Consider the following 26971-nt stretch of genomic DNA (forward strand, 5'->3'; position numbering starts at 1 on the left):
ATGAGCCACTCTTCTTCATCATGGGGGAGTTCTCAGCTGACAGGGTCACGCGCATGAAACCGGAAGTTCGTTCCACGTGCAAGCGGTTGCGGGTCCTCCATCGGCGCGATCTTCGAGGAGGACAGAAGAAGGCCTAACCCTGTTGCGAGCCGGATGGTGAGGCTGAAATTGTCCTAGAAGATCAAAAGGCCGGTCATCGCGTTCCAGCGGCGGGCGCGATTGCCGGACCCATCCCTCAGGAGTGACCTGATGCCGGTTGACAGAGTGTTCTTCGGCAAGCCTGCCCATTGAGTTCCTGTCGGCTGCGCTCCTCTTGTCGGGTCAAAGACGGAAATAAGGATCTCCCTTACCTGCCTGATACCGCTGTGGCGGTTCGGACAACGGGCCTGCCGCCTTTAACGGCAGCGCTGTCGACAATTTCGGACCCTCCCGTTCAATCCGGGCTTCATGTGCGCGACACCTGATCTCCCGATGTTTCGCGCGCGAAACATCCTCCTGAGACGAATCGGAGAGGTTCACCACGAGCAGTCCACGAGAGGGAAGGAGCCGGCCAGCCGTAAACAATCAGCGAAGTTCTGGGGCAGGTTTTTGGTGGATTGGAAAACAGTCCGAGGTCCCTCCAGGGGATCGACCTATCGTGAGAAACTAACAGGTTGTATTCCTTATACTATATCATCTCATGGTTGATGATTTGTTGACAAAACACACGTAATGATAGTATTTTATGAGTCTAATTAACCCTATTGTTGTAATTCTTTCGATTTGGTAACCTCCCATTGCTACTAAAAGTTGAATTAACGCTCTGCCGCTCCCCCAAGCGGCCTGGCATCCACAAACAATAAGGATCGTCATGAAACATCTTCTCGCGTCTGCGTTTCTTGCGGCAATCCCCGTCGCGGCTCCGGCGGTCACCATAACCCCGGTTGCAGGTCAGCTGGTTTCGGCCACCGACGTGCTCAATCCGGGCGGCACGGTGGTCTTCAATGTCGTGGTGGACAGCCCGCTCACCTTCGATTTCAGCGTTGCCGGGTCGGGCGATTTCACCGACCTGCTCGACGTGACCTTCTCCATCAACGGCGGCGAACGCTATACTTGGAGCACCTTTGGCACCTTCGCGAGCCTCTCGCGCAAGCAGCTTGCGAGCGCCGGCGGGACATTGCCCAGCTTCACCACGTCGGAAGACTTCTACATCAGCTTCTTCGATGGCGTAACGAATCCGGTTGGCGTGACGCTCACAGTGATGAGCGCGGCGGCGGACATCCCGGCCCCGGTGCCGCTTCCGGCAGCCGGTCTTCTGCTGCTGGCTGGCCTTGGTGCAGCGGGGGTTGTCACCCGCTCCCGCCGGTCGGACGCCAAAGCCGTCTGATACCGAAAGATCCTTGCCGGGAAAGGCCGCCTTCGGGCGGTCTTTCCTTTTTGATGTTTCGCGCGCGAAACACCGGCTCAGCCCTTCTCCGTCGCCCGTGCCCGGACATAGCCCAGAAACGCCTTCCGGGCTGAGGCCAGCCGCGGCCGCCCCGTTGCCGCCCAGTAGCGCCGCCAGTCCGCCTCCAACGCGTAGATATCCCAGCCGGGAGCCAGTGCCCGCGCCTCATCGATCGTCTCAGGCGTGAGTTGCGGTGCGCCGAGCGGTGTGCGGGCCCGCTCCACCACCTCGCGGGGCGTGACGCGGAGAACGTCGCCCGTCTCCTCCGCCAGCGTGTAATCGGGCAGGGTATCGGCGGCAATCATGTCGCGGATCATCTTGCGAAACACCCGGCGGGGGGAGGCGGAGCCGGATTTCTTGTGCAGCACCTCTATCGACACCCGCCATTCCGGCTGGCGTCCGCAATGCTTGCGCGCCAGTTCATAGACCCGCCGCTCCAGCGGCTTCCTGAGCCGGAAGTAGTCCCGCGACAGCGTCAACACGGATTTCGACAGCACCGCCCGGTAGAGCCAGTCCGACAGCGTGACCGAGACGGAGATCATCCGCCCGCCCCTGGTATGCCGCACGATCTGCCAGGCCTCGATCATGCCGAAGCCGGTGGTTGTCTCCGTGTCGCCGGTGACGATGTTGGTGGTGATACGGGTGCCCGCCAGCCGCTCGAAGGCCTCGCGGAGCCGCTGGTAGCCGTCGCCCGACGCCTCCCGCCCCGTGGCCGCCATCAGGTCCGCCGCCTTGAGCCGGAGGTTCCGCGACACCGGACGTCCCGCGTTGATCGCCGCCATGAGCTGGCTCACGCAGAAGATCAGGATGTCCTTGTCGTGGATCGTGGCGAGACCGCGGACCGAGGGGGTCACCGTGATCTCCACCCCGTTATGGGCATAGGCGAGGATGCGCAGATCGGGCCGGGTGGAGAGCGAGAACATCGGATGCTCCATGCTCCCCAGATCGTCCTTGGGCAGGGCGTCGAAGATATCGGCCACGAAGAAGCCGCCCCCCGGCAGTTCGGCCGGAAGACCAGCAGCACCCGCATTGCCTGACACAGGCAGCGCATCCGCCTTGGGGGATCTGCGGCGGCGGGGAACGGCGGTCGTCATCTTCTCCCAACCCGGCTGCCGCCCGGCTCCGCGGCCTGTGCCGCGCCTGTCTTCCGCATCTGCCCGACCCTCTCCGGTCCCCTCTGACGGGGTGACTCGTTTCGTGGTTTCAATGACACCATAGAAAGCGCGCCTCCTTCCGTCCAGCGCCCCGGGAGAACCGGGTGCAGATCATGCCCCCTGCCAACCGTGGGATCGGAATCGCATCAGCGTGGTTTCCGAGTCGGAGAAACGGGGTTTCGGATTCACTTCGCTTCCGGCAACCCGCCGCTTACCCCATGAATTCAGGGCTTTGTGAAAGGCGCATGATCGCGTAACTATGAAATAACTCCATACTTAACCCGGCCTCGTGCTTCAGCCGTGACAAGCTCGCCACAAATGCCCGGAAAATCACGCGGGGACAGGCTGAAAAATCCCTTTATTTACTGAGAAAAATCCAGCGGTGTTCGCTTTTATGTTTCATGTGCCGCGTTTTGTGGTATGTCTTTAAAAAAGCGGTACATTGGTGGATAATCACCGCGACAAGGGCAGCCGACAGGCCCGCCCGGAGGGGCGCAGATGAGCACAGGACCGGAGGCCGATCCTCCCTATTTCAACATCTCGCCCGATGCGGCGCTGGCGGAACTGGGCGCGCCGGTGACCAGCCGCGGCTTTGCCGAGATCGCCTCCGCCTGTGCCCGCGGGCGGGAGGATCTGGTGGGCCGGGGTCTCGACGCGCAGGGGCAGAAACGGCTCCGGCTCTTCTCCACCTGGGAGATCACGAGATACCTGATCCCGGTGGCGCCCCAGCATTTCCGCCGGGTGCTGCGCCAGAACCCCGACCTGCCGCAGGGCGCCTCGGAGACGGAGGGCGGGGCCAAGTGGTTCACGCTGGACGAGGTGCTCAGGCTCCGCGCCCATTTCGCCGCCGAAGGCTCCCGCGCCAAGGAATACCTGCCCTACCGGCCCAAGGGGCAACCTGCAAAGATCGTCGCGGTGGCCAACTTCAAGGGCGGGGTCGGCAAGACCTCCACCGCCGCGCATCTGGCCATGTCCGCGGCGCTGGACGGCTACCGGGTGCTGGTGGTGGATCTGGACAGCCAGGGCTCCATGACCTCGATCTTCGGCGGGCAGGTAGCGGATGAATGGGGCACGGTCTTTCCGCTGCTCGCCCGCCATTACGCCCGCCACCTGCGCGTCTCCAACGCCGGACGGATCGACCGCGGGGAGGCGCCGATCCCGATCGACGACACACTGAACGAGGCGCTGAAGATCACCGCCGCCGATCTGGTGCGCCCGACCCACTGGCCGAACATCGACCTGATCGGTGCGCAGCTGAACCTCTACTGGGCGGAGTTCCAGATCCCCGTCTGGCGCATGGCCGCACGCGGCTGGAAGCTCTGGGACGCGCTCTCCGAGAGCCTCGCCGAAGACGGGGTGCTGGAGAAATACGATCTCGTCTTTCTCGATACGCCCCCCGCGCTCGGCTACCTGACGATCAACGGGCTGTCGGCGGCGGACATCCTGCTCGTCCCGATGGGCGCGTCGTTCCTGGAATTCGACTCTACGGGGCGGTTCTTCGACATGCTGCATTCCACCTTCGCCTCCATCGAGGAGGGGGAGAACGTGGCCGCCCGGGCGCTTGGCCGCCCGGAGCTCAGCTTCGAATGGGATGCGGTGCGCGCGCTGGTCACCCGCTACGATGGGGCGCAGCAAGCGGAACTGGCGGGGCTGATGCAGGCCTATCTGGGCCGCACGCTCTCCCCCTCGCGCCAGGGGTTCACCGCGCTGATCGGCCAGGCGGGGGAGCAGGTCGCCGGCATCTACGAGGCCGATTACCGCGATTTCAACCGCGACACCTACATCCGCGGGCGGGAAACCTTCGACGCCACCTATGCGGTGTTCAAGAAGCTGCTACTGGGTTGCTGGCGGCGGGATGAGCTGGCGTCTCGGGAGGCGGCGGAGTGATGTTTCGCGCGCGAAACATTTTTGGCCGTTCGGAGTTTTCGCGGGCCGGCGCAGGCGGCGCGATCCGCATGGTCAACTCACATCCGGCCCACAGACCGCTTGCTGCCGGATGTGGCGACGAATGGTTGGGGCAGACCCCGTTGCCGGCAGAATCCGCCGGGGCCAGAGAGGCCTCCGGAAGATATGATCTGCGGGCGCTCCGGGGGCGGTTGGAACGTGCAGTCGGCTGTGCAGGGGGCGAATCCTCGTCACGCGGCAGGGGCATGGGGGGACAAGGTGGCTCGTATCGCTTTGCGCGGCTTCACGCCCTCTCGCCGCTCCATGGTGCGCATTCCAGCGCCCGGCCCATGACGTCGGCGGATGGCTCTTACCGCCCTGCCAGTTGGCCTGCTCGGTTTGATTTTTCCCCTTGGCCTGCCTGCCCTGACGGCCACCCAATTCCTGATGTTTCGCGCGCGAAACATTCCTGACCCGGAGGACTCTCATGGCCCGCAAGCGCCTCACCCTGCCCTTCGCCGCCGAGCCTGATCCGGCCGATCTGCCAGAGGGCCTGCCAGAGGCCCCGCTGGAGACGAAGGCCATGCCCTTCGGTCCGGCTTCCCGCGCCGTCTCCTCCGTGACACCCCCTCCCTCCCCCGCCGCACCCGCGCCGCGCCCGCCGCCGATCTCCCGCATCGCGGCGGAGACGGCGGCCACCGCGGCGCTGGAGGCGCTGGCAGGGGAAGTGGCTGAGGCCCGCGCCGCGGGTCGGATGGTGGAGGTGCTGCCGCTTGACGCCATCGACACCGGCCATCTGGTGCGCGACCGGGTGAGCTTCGACGGCGAGGAATTCGACGCGCTGGTGGAAAGCTTGCGCGCCCATGGTCAGCGCGCCCCGGTGGAGGTGATCGACCTTGGCCCGGATCAGGAGGGGCGCCGAGGTCAGCAGGGCCGAGATCGGGCCCAGGATCACAGCCAGAGCGCGGCGGATACCGCCGGCCGGGGCAGGGGGACAGGAGAGGGCGAGACCGCCCGCCGCTACGGCCTGATCTCCGGCTGGCGACGGCTCTCCGCGCTCCGGCGGCTCCATGCGGAGACGGGGGAGGCGCGGTTCGCGACCGTGCTGGCCCTGCTGCGGACACCCGAAAGCTCCGGCGCCGCCTATGTCGCCATGGTGGAGGAGAACGAGATCCGCGCGGGCCTGAGCTATTATGAGCGTGCCCGCATCGCCGCCAAGGCGGTGGAGGCGGGCGCCTTCGCTGACCGGGGAGAGGCGCTCCGCACCCTTTACGCCACGGCGAGCCGGGCCAAGCGGTCGAAGATCGGCTCCTTCCTCAGCCTCTACGATGCGCTGGACGGTAGCCTCCGCTTCCCGGCCGCGATCGGCGAGCGGCTGGGGCTGCAACTGGCGCAACGGCTGGCGGAGGACCAGGAGGCGGGGGTCGCCCTGGCCCGTCTTCTGGCCAGAGGGGAGAATGCAGATCCGGCCATGGAGCTGAACACTCTCGCCCGATGGGCAGAAGGATCGCAACCCGCTCCCCGCCAGAAGGCCGCCGCACAGGAGATCCTGCCCGGCCTTGCCATGACGGGCAGCACAGGGCGCATCGTCCTCACCGGCTCGTCAGTGACTCCCGCGCTCCGAGCACGGCTCGTGGAATGGCTGCGCACGGAGGGCTAGCAACTGTGCTTATCGTCCGCAGGCTGCTCACCATCACAAACCTCGAAACGAGCAGAGCCGCCTCGGCGCGGCAGGTAAATACAGTTGCCGTTTCGCGCGCGAAACGCTGAGGCTAATCGTTTCACAAACGAAATTCAGAAGATTCATGTTTCGCGCGCGAAACATTTCCGGATTAAGGAGAGGCTCCTGCACGATGGGAGCCGGATCCAGCGGCGCGGGAGAGCACAGGAGGATGGTTCTCAGGGGGATGGTCTCGCGATCACCTGCTTATGCCACTCTCCTGGGGTCGTCCGAAGGCAACATGGTGCTGCAAGAGAGCGGTTTTGCCTGCCAATTTTAGAGTGACCGCGGGACGGGAAAGTGATTTGCATTGCCTTTCCAAGGCGTCAGTCTGAGACGGACGGGCCTGCCGCTCCCTGCCGGGCCGCCAGATGCGGACGCTGACGCCATGATCCTTTCCCCCTTCCTCCGTCGCCGGAGGGCAATCGACGGCCTTACCGGGGCGGGGCATCACCTTCCGACGGAAAGAGGGGGCGCGGGCCATGTCCGCCTGCCTCCCGCAGCCTTGCTGGTCGCGCTGCTCGTCACCTTTCTGGCCGCGCTGCCGGTGGCGATGCGCCCCGCAGCAGCCTCCCCACCTTCGGGGCAGGTCGCGACGCCGGTGGCGATGGAAACCTTTACTGTCAGCTCATCCGACGGAACGGTGCAGATATCCGGCCTGATGCCAGAAGGATCGCGGATCGGCTATACTTCCGACCCGCAGCGTCAGGCCGTCATCGTGCCGCCTGCGGGGGGGGTCGTGCGTGTTGTCTCGCGCACCCCTGCGACGACGACCGATGCCTACGGGCGGACGATCCATGGTGCCACGCTCAATCCCGGACCCGACCGCCGCGGATACGATCAGCGGGCCAAGTCCCAGGACAGCCGTGTCAACGCCATGCATCAGCCCGATGCGGTGGCGCATTTCCCGCTCGAGATGCGGCGGGGGGATATACTGGTTGCGGCCCGGTCTCATATCCGGCGCGCCGGGGCGTCCGGCACGTCGCTGGTGGATGAATACTTCAGCCTGATGATCGCCGATACCCTGCCCGGCGCCAACGACTTCGCACCCCCCGTGAACCGGGCGGAGGTGGGGCCCATCGTTCTGGAGCGGGTGGACGTGGATCGCATCCTGCGCACGCTTCCGCGCCATTCCGCAGCCGGCACCCGGCCGCCACGCGATCTCGATGCCTATCTAGCGCGGGCGGAGAAGTTTCAGGCATCGCTCGGCACGAACACCATTCCGGGAAACGGGGCGGAGCAGGGCGGTTTCCGGGAATACATGCCCTATGGCACGGGGGTGGAGGACAGCAATTACGGGCGGGAGGTGGCGGCGATGCAGGCAGGGATCCTGCCCCTCCTGTGGACCGACGCCGGCTCTCCCGAGCAGGTCCGGCGTGCCGTGCACGCGGTGATTTCATGGGGAATTCAGGTCCGCGGCATCGATCTCGGCCCGAATGGCGGGTTGTGGTCCTTCATGTTCCCCATGGTCTATCTCGAGCAGCATTGGGCAGGGGCGGATCTCTCGGGGTTCATCATCGGGGACCGGGGGGAAAGCTCTCCCGCAGGAGGCAACATCCTCGGCCAGTATTATGTGGAGACGGCGGAAAGCCTCGCACGGTACCGCACCCCGCATGAAAGCCTGGATCTGCCATTGATTACTCACATTCGCACTGTTGTCAGCGTGGCGGGGCCGAAAGTCACCATTTCCAACAGCGAGACGGAACGGCCGAACAGCAACATGAGCAAGGGGGGGCTGGCAGGCCTGCTGCTGAAATCCGTCGACGGCGCGAAAAGCGCCCGGATCTCCCAGCCTCGCGGGGGCAACGTGAGGGGCGATATCACCCTGACCCTCATGGGAGGCAACCCCTTCCGTCCCGGTGATCGGGTCTTCATGTCGGAGGACGGGACGCTGAAACCCGGTGATCCGAACTGGGCGATCCGCTGGGGCACAGATACGCGCAGCGCGCGCCAGGCGGACAATCCCTCGCCATTTGCGGATTACCGGGTGATCGCGACAGGGCTGGAATTCGTGATGGCGGCGCAGGCACTGGGAATCGTCCAGCCGTCCTGGAAGGCGAGCCTTGTGGAATATGCCCGCCGCACCGTTCCGCCCGTGGGGCGTGAGTTCGGCAATTACCCCTCTGCGCAATGGCCCTATCCGCATATCTCTGAGGATGAGGTGACAGGGCACAACAACCCGCGCGACACATGGGGACTGCGCCTGTGGCGCAAGCATTGGGCGGAACTGGCCCGAATTCCGCAGATCCCCGCTTCGGCAGAGTGAGGGGCCATCTTCGTGGCGGGGTCGTGATGGCCTGAGGGCCGATTGCCCGGCAAGGCCGGTCAGCGCAAGCGTCCCTCGCCATCCGGGGTGACATCGGGTTGGCTTCGGTTCCCCAAGGCCCCGATCCGTGCTCCCAAGTGCTCCATCAGGCCCTTTGGCGCGCGGAACAGCCAGGGGGCAAAGCGATCCGTGATCTGCCGCAGCGCGATGGCCAGAGCGACACAGGCGAGCGTCACCGCCGGTACCGCCCATATGGAACTGTAGGAATAGCCCTTCGCCATCTTCAGCAGCGGGCCCACCATCGCGAAATGCAGCACGAAGATCTCAAGCGACCGGCTCCCGACGAAAGTGAAAGCGTTCTGCACGACGGCAAGATGTTTGGAAATCAGGATCGATGCCGAAAGGATCAGCGCCACGCCCGACAAGGATAGAAGGAAGACGAGGTCCAACCGGGAGGCGAGCAAAGCGACCATCAGCGCGGCGGTCAGAGCGATCCACGGCCAGCGGTACAGCGCGGAGACCATCTGCCGACCATACCAGACCGCGAAGAAGAAGAATGTCCCGTATTTGACAACGCTGCGCTGGTGGGTGGAAAGGCTGACCCAGAAATCCTGCGGCAGATCGTGGTACGCAAGCAGCGAAAGGGCCAGAGACAGCGCAAGGGCCAGCGTCTTATGCCTGCGCAACAGATAGGAGAGCAGCCGGTAGATGATCAGCCCCCAGATGAACCAGAGGTGGATCTCCGGCCTGTACCAGGAGGTCAGGATATAACTTGGCGGGCGGCCCTGAACCAGGGTGTAGATCACCGTCCACAGTCCGCATATCCACAGCAGGTCCAGAATCTTCCGGCGGAAGAAGTCTTCCCATGTGCCCGACAGGGAATGGGCAACACCCCGAAATCAATAGCTCCTGAGCCTAGAGGAAAGCCTCGGCCCCTACTGTCGCGCCAAAGCCAGCCCCGGCACGCCGGTCTGCCGGCAGGCCATCAATCCGCGCTCCGGGGAGAGCCGGAGAAGACGCGCCATTCGCTTGCCAATGTCGGGCTGTCGCTACGCCATCTCGGCCTGCCGATCCTCTATCCCCGCCCGGGATACGGGGCGATCATGGCGGCGGCGCTGGGGCGGCTGGACGCGGCGGGGGCAAGGGTTCTGCAGGGCTGCCGGATCGAACGGCTTCGGATCGGCCCGGAGGACGTGCTGGCCGAAACTGCGCGGGGCCCCGGTCCGGGCCCGGCGGCTCCTCATGTCCTCGCGCGCGCCCATGCGCCGATCGCGGGGGTGGATCCGCTCCGGCAGGATTGCCTGCGCGTCCGCACCTTCAGCGCCGTCCTGCATCTGGAAGGGCCGCCGCCCGATTTCGCGGGCTATGTGGAGGTGATCGGCCATGGGGTGGTAAAGCGCGCCCGGAATGTCACGGGCTTTGCCGTGCCCGGGGTCATGGCGGGCCGGTCGCTGGTGACGGTCCAGTTCCGCGAGGATCCCCGGATCGCCGATCCTGCCCTGCTGGGCGAAGAGGCGCGCAACTGGCTCGTACGGCTCGGCCTTCTGGGGGAAGCCGGGTCATCGGCACGCATCGGGACGATTTCGATCTGGCGACCTTGTCCGTACGGGCGCTGACCGCGATTGAGGCGCGTCACCCGGACAGGGTCACGGTGCTCAGGACGGTCGATCTCGGGGATCAGGGTTACGACGTGGCGCCTGCCCCAGCCCGCCTGCCCGTTGCCCGCGGGTTTCCCTGACGGCCCTCCATCCGCGCCACAGTGCGAACCCCGTCATCACCCCCGCGAAGTTCATGATCAGGTCGTCCACGTCGAACAGCCGGTAGGGGCAGGGGTAGATGCCCCAGTTGCCGGTGATCTGGGTGAGTTCGATCCCCAACGTAAGCGTGGCGGCAAAGATCGCCGCCAGCAGCCACCGCCCCGTCACCTGCGCGAGGGCGAGGCCAATCACCATGCAGACCAGATAATTCATGATCGTGGAGGCCACGGTGAGATTGGTCACCCACGCAGAGAACGGCGCGCCTGTTCTGATCAGCCGGTTGAAGGAGGGCAGGAAGTGAAACGGCTGAAGCTGGGTATGCACCGCGCCCGGCACACAAATGAATGTCGCCCGATCGGGAAAGGGATAGAGGGCGAGGGTGACCATGAACAGCGTCGACAGCAGCAAAAGCAGCCCACCCCTGCCGATCCGTCGCCCCGCAAGCCGCAGCACCAGAGCCACGCATCCGGTGATCAGGGTCGCATAGACAAGGGCCATTGCCAGATAGGCCGCGATCTGGAGGGAGGTCATGGTTTGGCTTTCCGTCTGTCTGGGGCGCATGGCCCTTTTGCGCGGGGGAGGCAGGCGCGATGATCAGCATATCGCCACAGGCAGCCGCCGTCAGGGGGGACGGTCACTGCGTTCGGTCACGGCGGATCACGGCTGCGTTGCCGCGCTCATCCGGGGCGCTACCCGAAGGTGGTGCTTGGGGGACTTGCGATGGCGGGGCGAGGGATGGTTTCGCTGGCCGGGATAGTCCCGGCGCGACTGGCCGCCGTGCCCGGACTTGAGGAACCCCGCCCTGTTTCGCGCGCGAAACCTCAGGCCGTGGAGCCGCCGTCCACCGTGACGACGCTGCCGGAGACCTTGCCGCCATCGGGGCCGAGCAGATACATCACCGCGCCCGCCGCATCGTCCGGGTCGGGCAGGCCGAGGGGCGCGCGGCGCTTGATCGAGTCCATCTTGTCGGACGGAATGCCGAGGCTCATCTCCGTCACCATGTATCCCGGCGCCACGCAGTTCACCGTGATCCCCCGCTTGCCGAGTTCGCGCGAGAGCGAACGCGTGAACCCTTCCAGCCCCGCCTTGGTCGCCGCATAGGCGGCCAGCCCGTTGAACCCGGTGGAGGCGATGATGGAGGAGATCGACACGATCCGCCCCGCCCGCGCCGAGAGCATGGAGCGGGAGGCGTATTTCGCGAAGACGATGGCGGAGGTGAGGTTCACGTCCATCATGTACTGGATGTCGGTCAGGTGCTGGGTGGCGAGCACCCCGTCCATGCCGATGCCGGCATTGTTGACCATGCCCCAGATCGGCCCGTGCCGGTCCACCGTCTCCCGGATGAAGGGGGGGATCGCGTCCAGCTTGCTCACGTCGAACGGATGGAATTCCACCTTGTCCCCGCCGTATTCGGTGATCAGCGCTTCATAGGCCGGGGTCAGTTTCCGCGACAGGCCGACGAGCCGGTAGGACGGATCCGCCGCCACCCGGCGGGCGATGGCAAGGCCCAGACCTTGCGAGACGCCGGTGACGATGACAGTCTTCAGGGGGGTCGTCATGAGTGGATCAGGCCTTTACTTGGGAACGGACGATCTTGCCGGCGGCATTCGTCTCCAGATGATCGACGAAGCGCCACATGGCGGGCACGGCCTCACGTTCGAGATGGGCCTGTGCATGGGCCAGCAGCTCCCGCTTCAGCGCCGCACGGTCGGCGGCGGGATCGGCGGGGACGATGGTGGCGACGAGCAGGTTGCCGGTGATCGGGCTGGATTTCGCCGCGACCTGGGCAAGGCTCACCCGCGGATCGGCGGTCAGCACCGCCTCCACCCGTTCGGGATAGACCTTCACGCCGCCGACATTCACCACGCCGCTGTCACGCCCGAGGAAATGCACCCGCGCGCCCTCCGCATCGGGCCGGATCTCCACCCGGTCGCCGGAGCGGACATAGCCCTCCGCATCGATGTCGAGCTGGTTGTCCCCCAGATAGCGGGTCCGGTGCGCCTCCGGCGGGCGAAGCCAGAGCATCCCCTCCTCCACCCGCATGGCAAGGCCGGCGGGAGCCTCGGCGGAGAGATAGCTTTCGGGGAAGCCCGCCCGCCCGTCGTTCACGGCAAAGCCCACGCCGATCTCGGTCGAGGCATAGATATGCGTGACGCGGGCCCGGGGAAAACGTGCGCGGATCGCGTCCAGCACCGTCTGTTCGGCGATCTCGCCGCCCAACGTGATCTGGCGGAGGGGCAGTTCCTCCGCCCCCGGCGCCATGAGGAGCCGCCGCCAGAGCGTCGGCGTCGCGGAAAGGTGGGTGACACCCGCCGCCGCCATCTCTGCCACCTGCGCGCCAAGGGCGGCGTCGCGGTCGATCGCGGCCAGCGTGCCATGGCCGGTCATCGCCTGCAGGCCGACCTGCATCCCGGCAAAGCGGGTCATGTCGTAGAGCAGCCCCCAGACCGGCAACGCCTCCGGCCGCGTTCCCCGAACGGAACGGGTCAGCGAGGCCACGCTGTGGGTGACGATCTTCGGCACGCCGGTCGTGCCCGAGGTTGTCATGAGCCAGAGGGTGGCGACGGGCGGGGCATCCCCCGCCGGACCACGCGCCGCCTCCGGCGTGAGGATGGGGAGGGGAGTTTTGCTCAGACCGGAACCCGGTGCGGGCTGTCGTGCGGATTGTGGGTGCCCAGACTGTTGGGAGCCAGACTGCTGAGGGCCAGACTGCGGGGCGGCAGACTGTAGGTGCGCTGATTGCGGGGGAAGAGCCGCCGCAGTCGCCACCGTGTTTGTCCCCTTTACCGCAGCATTTGCTGCGGGCGCGGCGGCTGCTTCAGCCCCGGACGCTGGTCCAGACACTGGGCCGGATGCCGGGCCAGACACTGGAGCCGCCGCTCCGGCGGTCGTCCCGCTGCCCTGCGCCGGCTCGGACGCCTGCCCAGGGGTCGGTCCGGCGGCCTGCGCTGTGGGCGCCCCGGGGATCGGCCCGATGTTTGGTCCGGTATTTGATGCAGTATTTGATCCGGCGGCGGCACCCGTTGCGAGGCCCGATGTGGCATCCGCTGCGGGGGCGTCCGATACAGCTACAGAGTCATCCGCTGCGGCGGAAGCAGGGCTGACTGCCAGAAGCTCCTCCCGGTCGGTGACGATATGGGTGATCCCCGCCACCTCCGCCAGCGCCGCGACCACCTCGGGCGAGAAACTGTAGGAGGTGAGCAGCAGCGCCTCCACCCCCCCGTCGAGCGCGACGAGCGTGCGCGCCAGCGCCCCGGTGTCGTGAATGGAGAGCAGCACGCGCGCTGAGGGCGGAAGCCCTTTCGGCCCCTCCGCCAGCGCTTCGGCGACGGTGACATCGCGCGCGCCTTCCCGGATCAGCACATCCGTTCCCGGACGTGCCGCCAGCATTTCCCTGAGTGTGGCCATCATTGCACCGGCAAACCGTTCAGAAATCATGCAGACGGCAATTCTCCAGCCTGCCCTCCCGCTCAGACGGCGGGGCGGTACTTGTCGTAGAAGGCCACGAATTCCCCGAAGGTGCGGGGGTAATAGGCATCCTCCGCGATGGTGAACGGGTCGTAGCCCAGCTCCTCCTCCAGGGTGGAGACGAAGATGGCGAAGCCGAGGCTGTCCAGGCCGCTTTCCAGCAGGACGGTGTCCTCGGCCAGCTCCGGCGCGGGCTGGCCCGGCACTTCCACGTCCCAGACGTCGTTGAAGACTTTACGGATGGCGGCGTTCAGGTCGGCATCCTTGTCCACGATGGCGTTCATGTTGTTCTCCTTGCAAGGCCGGGGGAGGTCCGGCCGTTTGATCAGTGGGCGACGGGGCTGTCGTTGCCCTTGTCGAGACGGATGCCCCATTTGCTAGTGACGATGTTCTGTTCCACGACCTTGCCCGGATTGCCCATTACGACGCTGTTCGGCGGAACGTCGCGGACAACCACTGTGTTGGGAGAGATGATGCAGCCATCCCCCACCTTCACTCCGGCAAGAATGATAGCATTGAAGCCCAGAAAGCAATTCCTGCCCACATAAGTGTCCTTCCACGTTCGGGTGACGAAGTCGTGGGTCAGAATTGCTGCACCGCCGGTAATCGCGGTGTAATCGCCGATATGCACACCCTTCGGGTTGGTCCGGTCCAGCCGCGCGCCACGCGAGATGCGGACATGCTCTCCCAGATCCATGCCATAGAGGTGACGGTATTTGAATTCGGTGATCTTGACGAGGATCTTAAAGAGGCGGGTTCTGATTTGACTGAAACCTGACACTGGGCGGCACTCTCAAAAAACAATGACTTGAGTGTGCCGAAACTTATCAAAGTATACAAGGGACCTCTCCGCCTGAGGGCGTTGCATAGGCGGCAACGAGCCGTTTCCAGCAGGCCGGATGCCCGGGAAATGGTCTCACATGGTACCCTTCCGGTTGCATTCCGTGCTGAACGGCCTGCCGCGGTTCCCCTCGGGCAGTCCTCCGAGGGCAACTTCCCGCCCCGCCTTCCGGTCGCCGATTCTGTTGCTGCAATGCAGCATTAACAGGCTTTCCGGGGCGGGGTGAGGGGAGGGCCACCCTGTCTGTCGTGTTGCCTCTCCTGACCTGCGGAGCCGATTTGAGCGAGGCGGTGGCCGTTGCGGCAACGGGGAGGGGGAGCGTACGCCCCGCCAACGTTCTGCTTATCCGGAAGAGGTAGCTTGCCCGTTCATTGCACCGGATCCCGGGTTTCCGGGGTCCGTATCTGGGCAGGAGATTGAAATGGGACGGCAGTGGAAGCGAATCGCCCCCCGGCTGGGGATCGCCCCGGCAGGTGGATATCCGGCGGGAACTACCTCGTGGCACAGGGCGGGGAGGCTCGGAGCGGCATGATCCATATCGGAACCTCTCTCACCCGTCTGATCAGCACCGGGCGCGGCGGCAGAAGCATCACCCCTCCCGTAGTGCCAGAATTCTATCCGGACGTGCCGCCTGTTTCTCTGGCGGCGGGGGCGGGCTCGCTGAAATTCCCCGAAGGCAACTGGAACGTGCACACCGGGCGGGCGGGTCTGACCGGATGGAAGGGCCTGCTCCATCAGGGCTGGAGCGAGGTCTTTCCCGGCTCCGGCACACCCTCTGCGCTCTTCGCCATGGTGCGCCTGCCGAGGGACAAGCGGGACGGGCCTTATACAAAGGCGATCCTGGGGCGCGAGGGCAGCGGCGGAAACCGCATTCGGCTTGCCTACGGCAATCCGAACAATTCCACTTCCACCTCCCGTAACCGCTTTCAGGGCTATCAGTACGGCGCGGGCGGGGCGAGCGTGAACCTGCGCAGTGCCCCCTGGACGGAGGATGCCGCACTGGTCGTCTTCTGGCATGACGGGACGGACCGGTGGGGGGTGGACTGGTATTCGCTCATCGATGGCACGCGCCATGCGGGGGATGTCTCCAGCCTCACCGGGGTGAACCCCTCCGGTGCAGCCCTGTCGGGCTTTACCATCGGGGGCGCGCAGACCATGACCGCCTTCGCCACCGATACGAACCCGCTGGTCGAGGAGTTGTGGGACGGGGAGATTGCGCTCGTCGGCTATCTGAACGGCACGGTCGCCCCGGCGGAATGGGCCGAACTGGCCCGTGGCGCCCGCCCGCAGGACGTGCTGCCGGTCCCGGCCGTCCGCTGGATACGGGAGCTTGACGGCACGGCGGCCAGCCTTGCCGCCCCTGCCTGGGCCACGGCAGACAGGACGCGGCCAGCGGTGCCCGTCGCCGATGCCTCCCCCTCTGCCGGAGGAACGATGCTCCTTCCCGGATCGACGCTCCGCCCGCAGTCGGCCACGCGCTTCGTGACCTTAGACCAGAGGTCGGCGGGTATGGTCTTCGGACTGAAACCGGGAGAGACCAAGGCATCCGTGCCCTTTTCTGGGCGCGCCTCCGGGCCGGTGGAAATCCGCGTATTCGAGGCAGAGACCGGCAGGATCGTCCGCGACTGGGTCCAGATGCCCGCTCCGGAAAACGGGGTCTGGAGCGGACGGGTATCGCTGCCGGAAAGCGCGAACGGCTGGCTTTTCGCCGATGCGCGGCTGGTGGGGGCCCCCGATGTGATCGCCCATGCGCGCAGCGAATTCGGCGTGGGCTACAAGTTCATGATCATGGGACAAAGCCAGACGGCGATGCCCATGGTGAACATGACGACGCGGCTCGCGCTGGAACCGGGCACGGCGATGAGCGGCTCTGTCGCGACGCTGGTCAACCTCGGCCTGCGGCGTATCCTTGGCGCGGAGGCGCGGCGTCCGGTGATGGGGCGGATCGGCACGGGAGTGGGATTCGCGCCGAGCGATGGTTTCGTGACCTTCCTGAACCAGTTCCGCCGGATGAAGCCGAAGACCCCTGTCATGATCCTCAACGAGGCGGTCTCCGGCACCTCCATGCGCGCGCTTCTGGCGGGAGAGGTCGATACGGCCACCGATCGGCAATGGGCCGACATCACCGACAAGCTGGACCTCTGGGGCCCGGATGTGACGGCGGTGCTGTGGAACTGGCTGATGAACGAAGGCGCGATGAACGGCAGCAATGTCGTGCCCCTCATGTCGGCCATGTTCCTGCCTGATCACACAGGTGACATGGCGCATTCGCTGGCGCGGGATCTGGAGCCGGGCTGGACGCTCGGCGTGCTGGGCGGCGACCGGGAAAGCCGGATCACCGGGCGCGAGGGCATGCGCGCCGCGCGAACCGCCTTTGCCCATGGCAACGGTTTTACCCTGGGGCCGGTCGTTTCCGATTACCGGATCGAGAATGCGGGTGGCCCCCATCCGGGCAAGCAGTTCACCAATCCTGGCATTCTGGGTTACACGCCGCCGGAAACCTTCGATCACGGCATCCCCCGCTTCATGCAGCGCATGGGGGTGATGGCGCTCCAGACGGTCGGCGCGCTTTCGGATGTGACCGTGCATCCCTACTACGCCAATCCCCGGTTCAGCGCCGATCGGCGGAAGATCCTCATCGACGTGATGGCAGTGAACGGAGGCCGGATCTACAGCCCCGCGCCCGCTGCGCTCAGATCATGGTATGTGAAGGAGGAAAGCGACCCTTCCTTTGTCAGTACGGTGGAGAAAGGCGCCCAGGCCGTGCTCAACACCTCTGTCAGCCCGCCGCAGGTGGAGATCACCCGCGCCTCCGGGAGCTGGGGGCCGGGCGTTATCGTTCAACGCATGGACGATGGTGAGAAGCGGGCCGACAACGACGGGACGGCCGAAGATGCGATCCATTCGGGCGGCATCTATGAGGACTGGGCACAGGACCCGCTGGGGTTCGGCTTCCCCGTGGTGGGAATGCGGGATGAGAACGGTCTCTGGCGCAATCTGTTTGAACTTATTGTTGCCTAAAGTGAGACAATAACCGGACCATTTCCGACCCAATTCTGATGCGCATGCAGAAAGAAACGGTTTCCTGGGGCTGAGCGATTTTTCGCCCGTGACGCGGAGAGAACCGGTGGAGAGGGAGGTTGACCGTTCAGTCAGCGCTTTGCTGCCACTTCCGGTCATGGCGCCTCTTTGCGGCGGGTGGTCTTCCGCCCGCCCGTCCCTGTCACAGCCGGGGACTGGCTCGCCGGGCGCCTTGGCCGAGGGCGTAGCCGAATGTGGTGATCTTTCTTCCGCCTGCCTTCATGAGACGGAAAACCATTATAGTCTTCTCTCGCACAAATGGTCCCCTCGCCTGTATTGGGCAGAGGTGGAAAAAGATTGCAGCTCCACGCTTGGGCAGTGTGCAACCCGATAAGGAACAGTTCCCCATGCTGAAAGCAATGCGCGAGAAAACGCTCACGAGATGACCGTTTCGCGAAATATTGCCAGATCTTCTGCAGATGAGCCATTCTGCATTGCGGAATATGTCTCGGCTATTATTTTTGTTGTGGAAATAAAACCGTAAGTTGTTCACCATGAGTATGTTCAACTCTAGGTAGATCTTCGGGAGCAGGCGGAGACGATATGGCGATCAAACTTGTAGATTCGGTTGATGATTTGCTTTCGGCTCTCCGCGTCGTGAAGGGCGGGGATACGATCCTTCTGGCGGATGGAGATTATGGATATCTCTACCTTTCCAAAGGTTTGAAAGGGCAGCTTCTGGATTATGACAGCACCGTAACGATCGCGGCGCTCAATCCGGGAAAAGCGACCTTCTCCAAGATGGATGTGCGCGGGGCCAGCAATCTGGCTTTCGATGGCCTCGATGTCTCCAACTCGCTCCAGATCTGGTATAATTCCAGCAATGTGGCGGTAAAGAATTCCAACATCACCACCCTGACCGTTCGCGATACGCAGGGCGCCGACATTTCCGGCAATACGCTTGGTGGAGGGAACTTCGGCCTTATCCTGCAGGCTGCATCCGACGTGTCTGTCCGGGGCAACTATATACATGACGTGACCGAGGACCTGGTTCGAATCGTCGGAAACAGTCATGACGTTGTGGTCGAGAACAACCTTATCTCCGATACTGTCGCCCGTGCACCGACCCATCCCGATCTCATCCAGATGTTTGGCCTGAATGGGGCCACGCCGCATGACATCACGATCCGCGGCAATATCCTGCACGACGATCTCTCCACAGGATCGGTGACACCTCAGGGCATCTTCATGAACGGCCCGATGGGGGCTTCGGGGTTCAAGGATATCCTGATCGAGCAGAACCTGATCTGGACGCAGCATATCAACACGATCTACGTCAACGGGGCGGACGGGAACTTTGTCATTCGCGACAATTCCTTGATCGCCACGCAGTGGAGCAACGGCGCCAATATCCGTCTTGCCGGTTGGAACAACGAAGGTATCAGCGTTACCGGCAACGTCTCCCGCGCCATCGGGGATGAGGGACATGGGACAACGGCCTGGAACAACTACTATTTCGGCACTGGCAAGTGGTCCAATGCCACGGGCGATCAGACCGACATCTTCCAGAGCCCGCAGTATATCGGCTGGAAGAGCTTCCTGCCTGTCGCCGGATCGGCCATTGATTTCGGCAGCGGCTACGGCGCTCAGGAAAGGCTGAAGGAGCTGCTGGCGGGCGAACACAACGACTTCGGCGTGACCCGTCTGGTGATGGAGGAAACGGATGACTTCAGCTTCAAGGGGCACAGCAAATCCTGGTTCCGTTTCGCTGAGAGCGACACGCTCAACCTCGATGAGGCGACGGTTTCGCTGACCTTTTCGGCCAACGCCGCCTCTGGCCCGCGCACCATCCTGTCCAAGGATTCCGTCGGTCTCGACAATGGCTTCGCAGCCACAGTGGACAACGGGACGCTCACTCTCCGCTTTGAGGATGACAGTGGCGTCAAGACCATCGTTCATGACGGAATTGCCGCGAAAACGAACTATAACCTCGTCACGTCCTTCGACGACGGCAAGGCTGAGGCTTGGCTGGATGGGCAAGCCATCGGGCAGGTGCAGACTGGGATGGACTGGGCCAAGAACCGCTCCGATCTGATCCTAGGCGCTGACGGGGGGCTTTCAAAGCACGGGCTGAAATCGTTCTTCTCGGGGACCATCGGAGATCTGCGCATCTACGATCAGGGAATGACCTACAGCCAGCTGTCGGCACATGTCGATGCGCGGGAAAGCTATCTCGCGGCGGTCGAGGCCTCCAAGGATACGGCGCATAAGGTCTTTTATCATGGCGGGATCACCGATTTCAAAAACACGGTGAAGAACGCCATCGTCACCGAGGCCGACGACAAATTCGCCACGACGGAAGGAACGGTGGCGCTGAACTTTCGTCCCGAACTGGTGAATGGTGGAAGGGGCCTCCTATCGCGGGATTCCGCGGGGCTGGGGGACGGGTTCCACATCGCCATCAGCAACGGCAGCCTCGTCGTCAAGTTCGAGGATGACAGCGGCACGCAATCTCTCCGCTATGAAGGCGTCGAGCGCTACAAGGATTATTCCGTCGTGGCGAGCTTTGGAAATGGTGTAGCGGATGTGTGGGTGAACAACACTCATCTCGGCCAGGTTGAGACCAATATGGACTGGACCCACAATTCCGACAGTCTCGTTCTCGGAGCGCTCAACTCCAACAGTGCGGCTGGGACGACATCTGCGATGCACGGCGCATATTTCGGTGCACTCAACGGGGTTCTCATCCTGGACGAAAGCATGACGCCACAGGAATTGGCTGCCTATATCGATGCCCATCCCCTGCTTCTCGTCTGAAACGGCCCCGTGATACCATTGGTGTCATGGGACTTCATTCAGGAACCAGCTGCAAGTCACTCAACAGGCTGCTGAAAAAGTCCTGAAGTGTCACGCTATGCGCCGGAAATCGGAAGATCGGCCCGGAAACGCCCGGAAATATATGGATTTCCGGCTGGATTTCGTCAGATGGCGAACGATTTCCACTCCAACACATGCCAGAAAGCGTTTTTCAGCAGCCTGTTAATGTGTATTCCAACGGGAATACGCGGAAAGAAATGCCGTTTTCGCCGGTGAGACATTGCCGGTGAGATATTCCCGTCTTCCGGGCGGGTTTTCCGTCTCAAAGATCCCGGCGGTTCTCGGAGCTGCAGGTATCGGAGCGGATACGTCTCAGAGATCGATCAGTATCCTGCCCCGCAATTCAGGCGGACAGCCCCGTCCGCAGACCGAATTCTCAGGTCGATAAGCGCTCTCATCCGGGCCCATCATGATGCCCCCTATGACGAAGGCGATGAGCAAGCAGATGGTGGCAATCTTGTCCTGCCGCTCAAACTTGGTGAGCAAGGTGATGAACGCAATTACAAGGCCTGCAACCAGCAGTGAAACGACCGCCATCATTTTCCGATCACCTTTGCAAAGGCAGTTTCCCGGTGCCCCGGTTGCTGAAATACCGGTGCCCTGCAGTGTTGAGAGACGATATCCGCATGCGTCCCAGCACACTCCATCGTGCTTACCCGACCCCAGCCGGCGCTTCTGTCGCGCCGCGAGGGGACCACTCTCTTTCCGCTGAATTTCACGTCCTGCATGTCATCCTTGCGGTTCTTACAATTCCGGCCTGAAAAATCGCGTACGGCTTTGGAGCGGCGGTGGCAGGTTCGCCTTCTGTCTATCATGAGAGCGCCTTTCATGCCAGCGGGCAATACCTTGATCTCGCCTGCCGGAGAGTGATCCGGGTCAGATATGGCGCACCCATTCGAGAGGACGGGAAAGGTTCGGCCCGAAGCCACGCCGCAGCCAGACATGACTGTGATCTGCCCATCGGGTGGTGGCGGGACAGCCTGCAGCCGCCACCTGTAGTTGTGGTGATTGATCTTGTGCGACAGCCTGATATTCAGAAAAAGGCCGGACATCCCGACCGGCAGGATGAAGGAACCGACCCAGTGCCTGTAGACAACAGCTCCTCTTCTTCACCGGGTGTTCACAAGAAGCGCACCTCGAAACCGAAGCGCCTTCTGCGCCTCATCCTGACCACCTTCGATCCGCGCGCCTGGGTACATATGCTGAAGGTAGTCAATTACTACAACTATACCCATGTCGCTCCCATGCGGACCCTGCGCGGGCGGATCGGCCCGCGTCCCGAGATCGCGCCGAACGCCTCCATCGCGAACCCCGAAAACATCACCGCCGGTAGGGTGCTGCATCTCGGCTCCGGCGCCTTTCTCTGGGCCGGTCCGTCGGAGAAGGGGCGCGTGGTTATCGGAGATGATGTGACTTTCGGCCCGCGGGTGATGCTGACGGCTGCGAACTACCGTTTCAACGACGGCCAGCCCGTAAGGTCCAACGCGATGGACGAGAAGGAGATTTTCATAGGCGACGATGCCTGGATCGGTGCCTATGCGATCATCCTGCCGGGCGCCCGGATCGGCAAGGGTGCGGTGGTGGGAGCAGGTTCCGTGGTCACCGGCGAAATTCCTGACTGGGCCATTGCGGTCGGCGCGCCGGCCAAGGTGGTGGGCCAGCGCCGGATTGCCGCCGTCAGGCCCCCCGCGTGACCCAAAGGGGGCGCGCTCGGGCGCGGCCTGCCTCGGGGCGTGCTGCGCTCAGGTCAATATGACTCCGGGGGTCCGCATCACGGGTTCGCGGCGAGCATTTCCCCCGCCTTGTCATTACGGTCGCGCTGCCGCATGACTGTGCGGTCTTCACCCCAAAACCGGCCCTTCGCAATACTGACCGCAAAGACGCAATGACCTGCAAATTGTATTCCGGCCTGGCCCGTTCTCCTGCCTCTTGCCTTTCCGGCTGGCCTCATTCCGATCAAGGGTTTTCTGCATGATCACTCCCGTCCTGCTCTGTGGTGGTTCCGGTACGCGCCTGTGGCCCTTGTCGCGCAAATCCTTCCCCAAGCAGTTCGCCCCCCTGATCGGGGAGACATCGCTCTTTCAGGCTTCGGTGGCGCGTCTTTCGGGAACGGCGTTCACGCCCCCCGTGGTGGTCACGGGATCCGACTTCCGCTTCATCGTCACGGAGCAGATGGATGCGATCGGCGTGAAGCCGCGCGCCATCCTGATCGAACCGGCGGCGCGCAACACCGCCCCCGCCATTCTGGCCGCCGCGCTCTGGCTGGCCAGAACCGACCCGGATCAGCCGATGCTGGTGGCGCCCTCGGACCATGTGATCCCGGATGCGAAGGCCTTTGCTGCCGCCGTGGCCCGCGGGATGGAGCCGGCGCGGGCGGGGCAGCTCGTCACCTTCGGGATCCAGCCTACCCATGCCGAGACGGGTTATGGCTGGCTCGAACTGGCCGAAAGTTCAGCCGAGGCGCCCGTGGCACTCTCCCGCTTTGTCGAGAAGCCGGACCGGACGCGGGCGGAGGAGATGCTGGCCGCGGGCAACTTCCTGTGGAACGCGGGCATCTTCCTGTTCACACCCGCCACGCTGATCGCGGCTTTCGAGGCCCATGCCCCCGCCGTGCTCGGCCCGGTGCGCGCGGCGCTTGAAGGTGCGAAGACCGACCTCGCCTTCCTGCGGCTGGGGCCGGAGGATTTCGGCGATGCGCCCGACATCTCCATCGACTATGCGGTGATGGAGAAGGCGCGGAACCTGACCGTGGTGCCCTTCGCGGCCGGCTGGTCGGATCTGGGTGGCTGGGACGCGGTCTGGCGCGAGATGGGGCCGGACGCGGCGGGGGTCGCTCTCGGGGGCGACGCGCTTGCCATCGACTGCGAGAACACGCTGCTGCGGTCCGAGACGCAGGGCCTAGAACTGGTGGGCATCGGGCTCAAGGACACGATCGTCGTCTCCATGCAGGATGCGGTTCTGGTCGCCGACCGCTCCCGCGCGCAGGAGGTCAAGCAGGCAGTGGCCGCGCTGAAGAAGAAGGGTGCCAAGCAGGCCGAGAGCTTCCCGCGCGACCACCGCCCCTGGGGCTGGTTCGAGACGCTGGTGCTGGGCGACCGCTTCCAGGTGAAGCGCATCGTGGTCCATCCCGGCGCGGCGCTCTCGCTCCAGAGCCATTTCCACCGCTCCGAACACTGGATCGTCGTCTCCGGCACCGCGCGGGTGACGGTGGACAACGAGGTGAAGCTGATCACGGAGAACCAGTCGGTCTACATTCCGCTCGGCGCCGTGCACCGGATGGAGAACCCCGGCAAGGTGCCGATGGTGCTGATCGAGGTGCAGACCGGCTCCTATCTCGGCGAAGACGACATCATCCGCTACGACGATGTCTATGCCCGCGGGCAGGGCGCCAAGGGCTGAAACCGGCAAGCTGCGGCCGGGGAGGGCTTGAGGTCGTGGGGCATCGGCAAAGGGCCCGGTGGCTGCCGGAGCACGCGGCGGCCTCCATTTCCGCCCGCAGCGCGAAGAAGCGGGGATCGAGCTCGCTCCGCAATTCGGCCCCCTGCGCCTCGAGGACGCCAAGCCGCTGCGACAGATCCAAAACGAGCCGGCGCAAGGCGTCGGCTCTCGGCATCTCAGAGACATCATCAGACCGTGGGCTCATACAACCTTGAACCAGCCAATCATCTTCAGCGCAAATGCCTTGCCCGGAAATCTGTCCCGCTTACAGCGCGCCAAGGAAATGGCAAATATCCGGGCCGCCTGAGTCACACAGGTGGTCCAGCGCCGCGATGGTCTTTCCTTCGACGTGCGGCCAGCAGGCGGCCCCCAGGTGTTTTGCCCGCTGCCGGAACATCCGGCTCGGTTCGTCAGGAGCCCGGTTTTGTCAGGGCCCAGATGGTTCGGAAGCCTAGATGGTTACGGGGACTCAGATCGGTCAGGGGGCTGCGAGACGCATCTCGAACAGCGGGCGCCAGCGGCCCTTGCCGTCCTTCATGCCGACTACGGGAAATCCGAAGCCGAACGGGTCCTGTGACCAGCTTTCATAGATGCCGCCCGCGTGGATCGCATCTTCGGCCGCGCCGTCCTTGTCGGGCCGCTTCTCGCTGTCGTCCATGCGGCGGATGAGCGTGCCGACCGGCCAGAGCCCGGTGGCGCGCGTGATCCTGACCTGCGGGGGGGTGACGGAGGTGTCCAGCTCCGCACTCGCCCCCAGCGCGGCGGTGGGAATGAAAGCCGCGTCCTTCCCCGGCTCCTTCACATACCACGAGCGGAGTGCGGTAGGCGCGGGGCTGTAGATCCGGCCCCCGTTCACTGCCACCACGTCGATGAGGATATGCCTGCGGTCCTTAGTGAGACGGGCGTTGGCGTAATGGGGATGCACGGCGGCATCCGGGATCTCGCCGATCGTCTGGAGCGCCATCACCGCCAGCCGCTGCATGAAGCGCGCACTGCCGTGGTCGAATGTCTCCGGTGGGCCGTAGCGGCCCTGTTCGGGATTGTCGAACTGCGCCGGAGGATGCGCCCCGCCGCTGTCGCCGATCCGGTAGTCGGAGACAACCGGCCCCAGTGTGAAGCCGTGCTGCTGGGCAAAGGCCGCGCGTGCCGCGCGCATCCCTTCCCGCCCGTTGACGCGGGTTTCCCGGTCGCTGGCCAACACGCCGAGCGTCCAGCCCGGCTCCAGCTCCCGAGCCAGCGAATGCGCCATGTCGCCGGCGTGATCGGGCAGGAACATGGCGGACATGAGCGGGGCAACATTCTTGCCGGTCATCGCCCCCTCGTTCATCAGCCAGTTCCACAGCACCGCAGTGACATCCCGGCCCCAGAGGTCCAGCTTGTCGGTGATGTCGGCCCATTGCCGGTCGGCCCGAGCGGTTTCGCCCCCGAGCAGCCGCGCCATGGAGGTGCCGCCCACGGCCTCGTCGATCAGCATGAAGGGGGTACCGGGCTTCAGGCGGCGGAACTGGTTCAGGAAGGCGACGACCCCGTCGCCATCTGCCTGCGGCCCGGCCCCGATCCGGCCCATGACAGGGCGGCGCGCCGCATCCCCCAGCTCCTCCCGCGATCCCAGTGCAAGAAGCCGGGCCACGGAGCCCGACATGGGCGCATCGGGGTTGAGCCGCCGGGTCGTATTGTCGAGCGGATATGAAGTCTGGCTCTGCCCCATGACGAGGAACTTGTAGCCCACGCCGAATTCGCTGCGTGCATGGGCGATCACATCGGGCGCTTCCACCAGCCGCGCATCGGCAAAGAGCCAGCCGGTTTCGCTTTCGGGAAGCGGCAGGCTGCCCGCCCAAAGGTTGCCCTGCGGCGGTTCCATCGGGGTCCAGTCCTGCACCACCTTTCCCGTCGCGGCCTCGATGACGCGAAGCTCCACCGGGCCGGACGCCTCGCCCGAGAAGGGCACCTCTCGCGCGCGCTCTCCACGGTGCAGGCCAAAGACCATGCCCGCCGACTTCTGCTCAAGGGTGACGTATTGCGTCTCCGACTGGCGGCGGAGTGTCGAGCCGGGAGTTGGCCCTTCGGGGCCGGCGGCGGTTTCCACATTGGTGGTGGGTGCCGTGCCTTCTCCCGGAGCGGGGGATAGGCTGGTGGGTGTCCCGTCGAATTCCCGCAGGAAGGTGAGGTTTGCCGCGGGCAGTACTGCCCGGAACGGCGCGCCGCGGGCGATCCGCGACCAGTCCTCCGGGGCAGGGAGCGGACCCGTGACGATACCGACGGCGCCGATCTCCCCGTCCCACATAGGGTCACGCCCGGGGTTGGCCGGCTCCCCGAAAGCGGTGAGACTGCCCCAGCCGCCGATGTTGAAGGGGGCAATCTGCCCACTGTCCGTGACACCGGTTTCCGTCAGGGGCGGCCCGGGATGCCGGTCGCCGGTCCGGGGGGAATACCAGTCGATCTGCCATGTGCCTGTCCCGTCATGCCAGAAGACGACAAGGGCCGCATCCTCATCCCAGAGGGCGCTTGCCACCTCCACGGCGCTGCCCCGGCCACCCATCTGATAGGCGGTGAAACGGTCGCGGAGTTCGGGGACGAAATGTCCGGGATTGCCCAGACCCAGCCGGAAACGGTTCCCGCCCTTGCCGGCATGGCCCATGATCCCTTTCGTCAACCGCCCGTCGCGCTTGTCGACCGGCAGGCGCAGAAGGGCGAAGATCGCCTGAGGACGCCCCGATCCTGCAAGCGCAATGCCCTGACCGGGCTGAAGCAGCAGGCCGCGCCCCGCACGGTCGGATGTCCAGTTTCCTTCCGGGAAGCGGACCGATCCGCCGGCGGCACCGGGATCGACAGCAGGAACCGGCGGATAGGGAGATGCGGTAGAGATCGAAGCCGGCAAGGCTCCGGCAAGGCCCATGAGAAGCGTGAGCGGTGCAAGACCCTGGCGGAAGCGGTGCAGCAGGGCGGAAGGTGTCATGAAGGCGGAGGGTGTCATGGAAAACAGGCTCCTTTCCCGGCCTTTATGACGTAGCCTCACTCGCTTTCAAGGCGAATGAGGCCATGCGTTTCGCCTATGGCGAAAACGTGCGATGTCAGAGCAGCAGATGCGCCTCCGCGCCCAGTATGTCGGCGAGTTCGGT

General features: G+C 64.5%; 18 protein-coding genes. 9 read left to right on the forward strand and 9 right to left on the reverse strand.

Annotated elements, in window-relative coordinates; all coding sequences use genetic code 11:
* Positions 1–850 precede the first annotated feature (850 nt).
* A complete protein-coding gene (locus tag CG51_RS19250) occupies positions 851–1366 on the forward strand; it encodes a VPLPA-CTERM sorting domain-containing protein (RefSeq protein WP_051930672.1) in 516 nt (171 codons plus the stop codon).
* A gap of 77 nt (positions 1367–1443) precedes the next feature.
* Here the strand turns inward: CG51_RS19250 and CG51_RS14645 are convergent, their stop codons facing one another.
* Positions 1444–2520, reverse strand: coding sequence for a replication initiator protein A (locus CG51_RS14645; protein WP_084695213.1), 1077 nt, complete (start codon positions 2518–2520; stop codon positions 1444–1446).
* A 558-nt stretch (positions 2521–3078) separates the two neighbouring features.
* Here CG51_RS14645 and CG51_RS14650 point away from each other — a divergent pair.
* The 3 genes from CG51_RS14650 (at position 3079) to CG51_RS14660 (ending at position 8450) form a co-directional block, all read left to right on the forward strand.
* On the forward strand, positions 3079–4467 hold the full coding sequence (locus tag CG51_RS14650; RefSeq protein WP_035746251.1) for an AAA family ATPase: 1389 nt from the start codon (positions 3079–3081) through the stop codon (positions 4465–4467).
* Positions 4468–4951: 484 nt separating this feature from the next.
* A complete protein-coding gene (locus tag CG51_RS14655) occupies positions 4952–6124 on the forward strand; it encodes a ParB/RepB/Spo0J family partition protein (RefSeq protein WP_051930674.1) in 1173 nt (390 codons plus the stop codon).
* Between the two features lie 448 nt (positions 6125–6572).
* A complete protein-coding gene (locus CG51_RS14660) occupies positions 6573–8450 on the forward strand; it encodes a hypothetical protein (protein ID WP_035746255.1) in 1878 nt (625 codons plus the stop codon).
* Between the two features lie 59 nt (positions 8451–8509).
* Here CG51_RS14660 and CG51_RS14665 read toward each other — a convergent pair whose 3' ends face one another.
* The gene (locus CG51_RS14665) at positions 8510–9256 is read right to left on the reverse strand and encodes a hypothetical protein (protein WP_035746257.1); all 747 of its coding nucleotides are present in this window, start codon (positions 9254–9256) and stop codon (positions 8510–8512) included.
* A 75-nt stretch (positions 9257–9331) separates the two neighbouring features.
* Here CG51_RS14665 and CG51_RS14670 point away from each other — a divergent pair, with 75 nt between their 5' ends.
* Positions 9332–10066, forward strand: a complete 735-nt coding sequence (locus CG51_RS14670) for a hypothetical protein (protein ID WP_143412993.1) — start codon at positions 9332–9334, stop codon at positions 10064–10066.
* Between the two features lie 39 nt (positions 10067–10105).
* Here CG51_RS14670 and CG51_RS14675 read toward each other — a convergent pair whose 3' ends face one another.
* The 5 genes from CG51_RS14675 to CG51_RS14695 all read right to left on the reverse strand — a co-directional run bounded on the left by CG51_RS14675 (position 10106) and on the right by CG51_RS14695 (position 14456).
* Entirely contained in the window at positions 10106–10738 is a 633-nt protein-coding gene (locus tag CG51_RS14675; protein ID WP_035746261.1) for a VanZ family protein, read from the reverse strand.
* Positions 10739–11028: 290 nt separating this feature from the next.
* Positions 11029–11766: an SDR family NAD(P)-dependent oxidoreductase gene (locus tag CG51_RS14680; RefSeq protein WP_035746272.1), complete on the reverse strand. Its 738-nt coding sequence runs from the start codon at positions 11764–11766 to the stop codon at positions 11029–11031.
* A gap of 7 nt (positions 11767–11773) precedes the next feature.
* Entirely contained in the window at positions 11774–13645 is a 1872-nt protein-coding gene (locus CG51_RS19255; protein ID WP_051930676.1) for an AMP-binding protein, read from the reverse strand.
* 32 nt (positions 13646–13677) lie between these two features.
* Complete coding sequence (locus CG51_RS14690) at positions 13678–13959, reverse strand: acyl carrier protein (protein ID WP_084695215.1); 282 nt, start codon at positions 13957–13959, stop codon at positions 13678–13680.
* 41 nt (positions 13960–14000) lie between these two features.
* Positions 14001–14456, reverse strand: coding sequence for an acyltransferase (locus tag CG51_RS14695; protein WP_051930678.1), 456 nt, complete (start codon positions 14454–14456; stop codon positions 14001–14003).
* A 588-nt stretch (positions 14457–15044) separates the two neighbouring features.
* On the opposite strand from CG51_RS14695, the gene CG51_RS14700 reads away from it, so the two are divergent.
* Both CG51_RS14700 and CG51_RS14705 read left to right on the forward strand, forming a co-directional pair.
* Positions 15045–17537, forward strand: coding sequence for a hypothetical protein (locus CG51_RS14700; protein WP_035746275.1), 2493 nt, complete (start codon positions 15045–15047; stop codon positions 17535–17537).
* Between the two features lie 603 nt (positions 17538–18140).
* A complete protein-coding gene (locus tag CG51_RS14705; RefSeq protein ID WP_035746277.1) occupies positions 18141–20354 on the forward strand; it encodes a right-handed parallel beta-helix repeat-containing protein in 2214 nt (737 codons plus the stop codon).
* Positions 20355–20726: 372 nt separating this feature from the next.
* Here CG51_RS14705 and CG51_RS14710 read toward each other — a convergent pair whose 3' ends face one another.
* The gene (locus CG51_RS14710; RefSeq protein ID WP_143412994.1) at positions 20727–20954 is read right to left on the reverse strand and encodes a hypothetical protein; all 228 of its coding nucleotides are present in this window, start codon (positions 20952–20954) and stop codon (positions 20727–20729) included.
* A gap of 542 nt (positions 20955–21496) precedes the next feature.
* On the opposite strand from CG51_RS14710, the gene CG51_RS14715 reads away from it, so the two are divergent.
* On the forward strand, positions 21497–22108 hold the full coding sequence (locus CG51_RS14715) for an acyltransferase (protein WP_035746308.1): 612 nt from the start codon (positions 21497–21499) through the stop codon (positions 22106–22108).
* Positions 22109–22385: 277 nt separating this feature from the next.
* The gene (locus CG51_RS14720) at positions 22386–23813 is read left to right on the forward strand and encodes a mannose-1-phosphate guanylyltransferase/mannose-6-phosphate isomerase (protein WP_035746281.1); all 1428 of its coding nucleotides are present in this window, start codon (positions 22386–22388) and stop codon (positions 23811–23813) included.
* A gap of 517 nt (positions 23814–24330) precedes the next feature.
* Here the strand turns inward: CG51_RS14720 and CG51_RS14730 are convergent.
* Positions 24331–26826 (reverse strand): hypothetical protein, encoded by a 2496-nt coding sequence (locus CG51_RS14730; RefSeq protein ID WP_035746287.1) that lies wholly within the window; start codon positions 26824–26826, stop codon positions 24331–24333.
* Positions 26827–26971: the final 145 nt, after the last annotated feature.

It is taken from the genome of Haematobacter missouriensis (assembly GCF_000740775.1).
GTDB classification, from domain to species: domain Bacteria; phylum Pseudomonadota; class Alphaproteobacteria; order Rhodobacterales; family Rhodobacteraceae; genus Haematobacter; species Haematobacter missouriensis.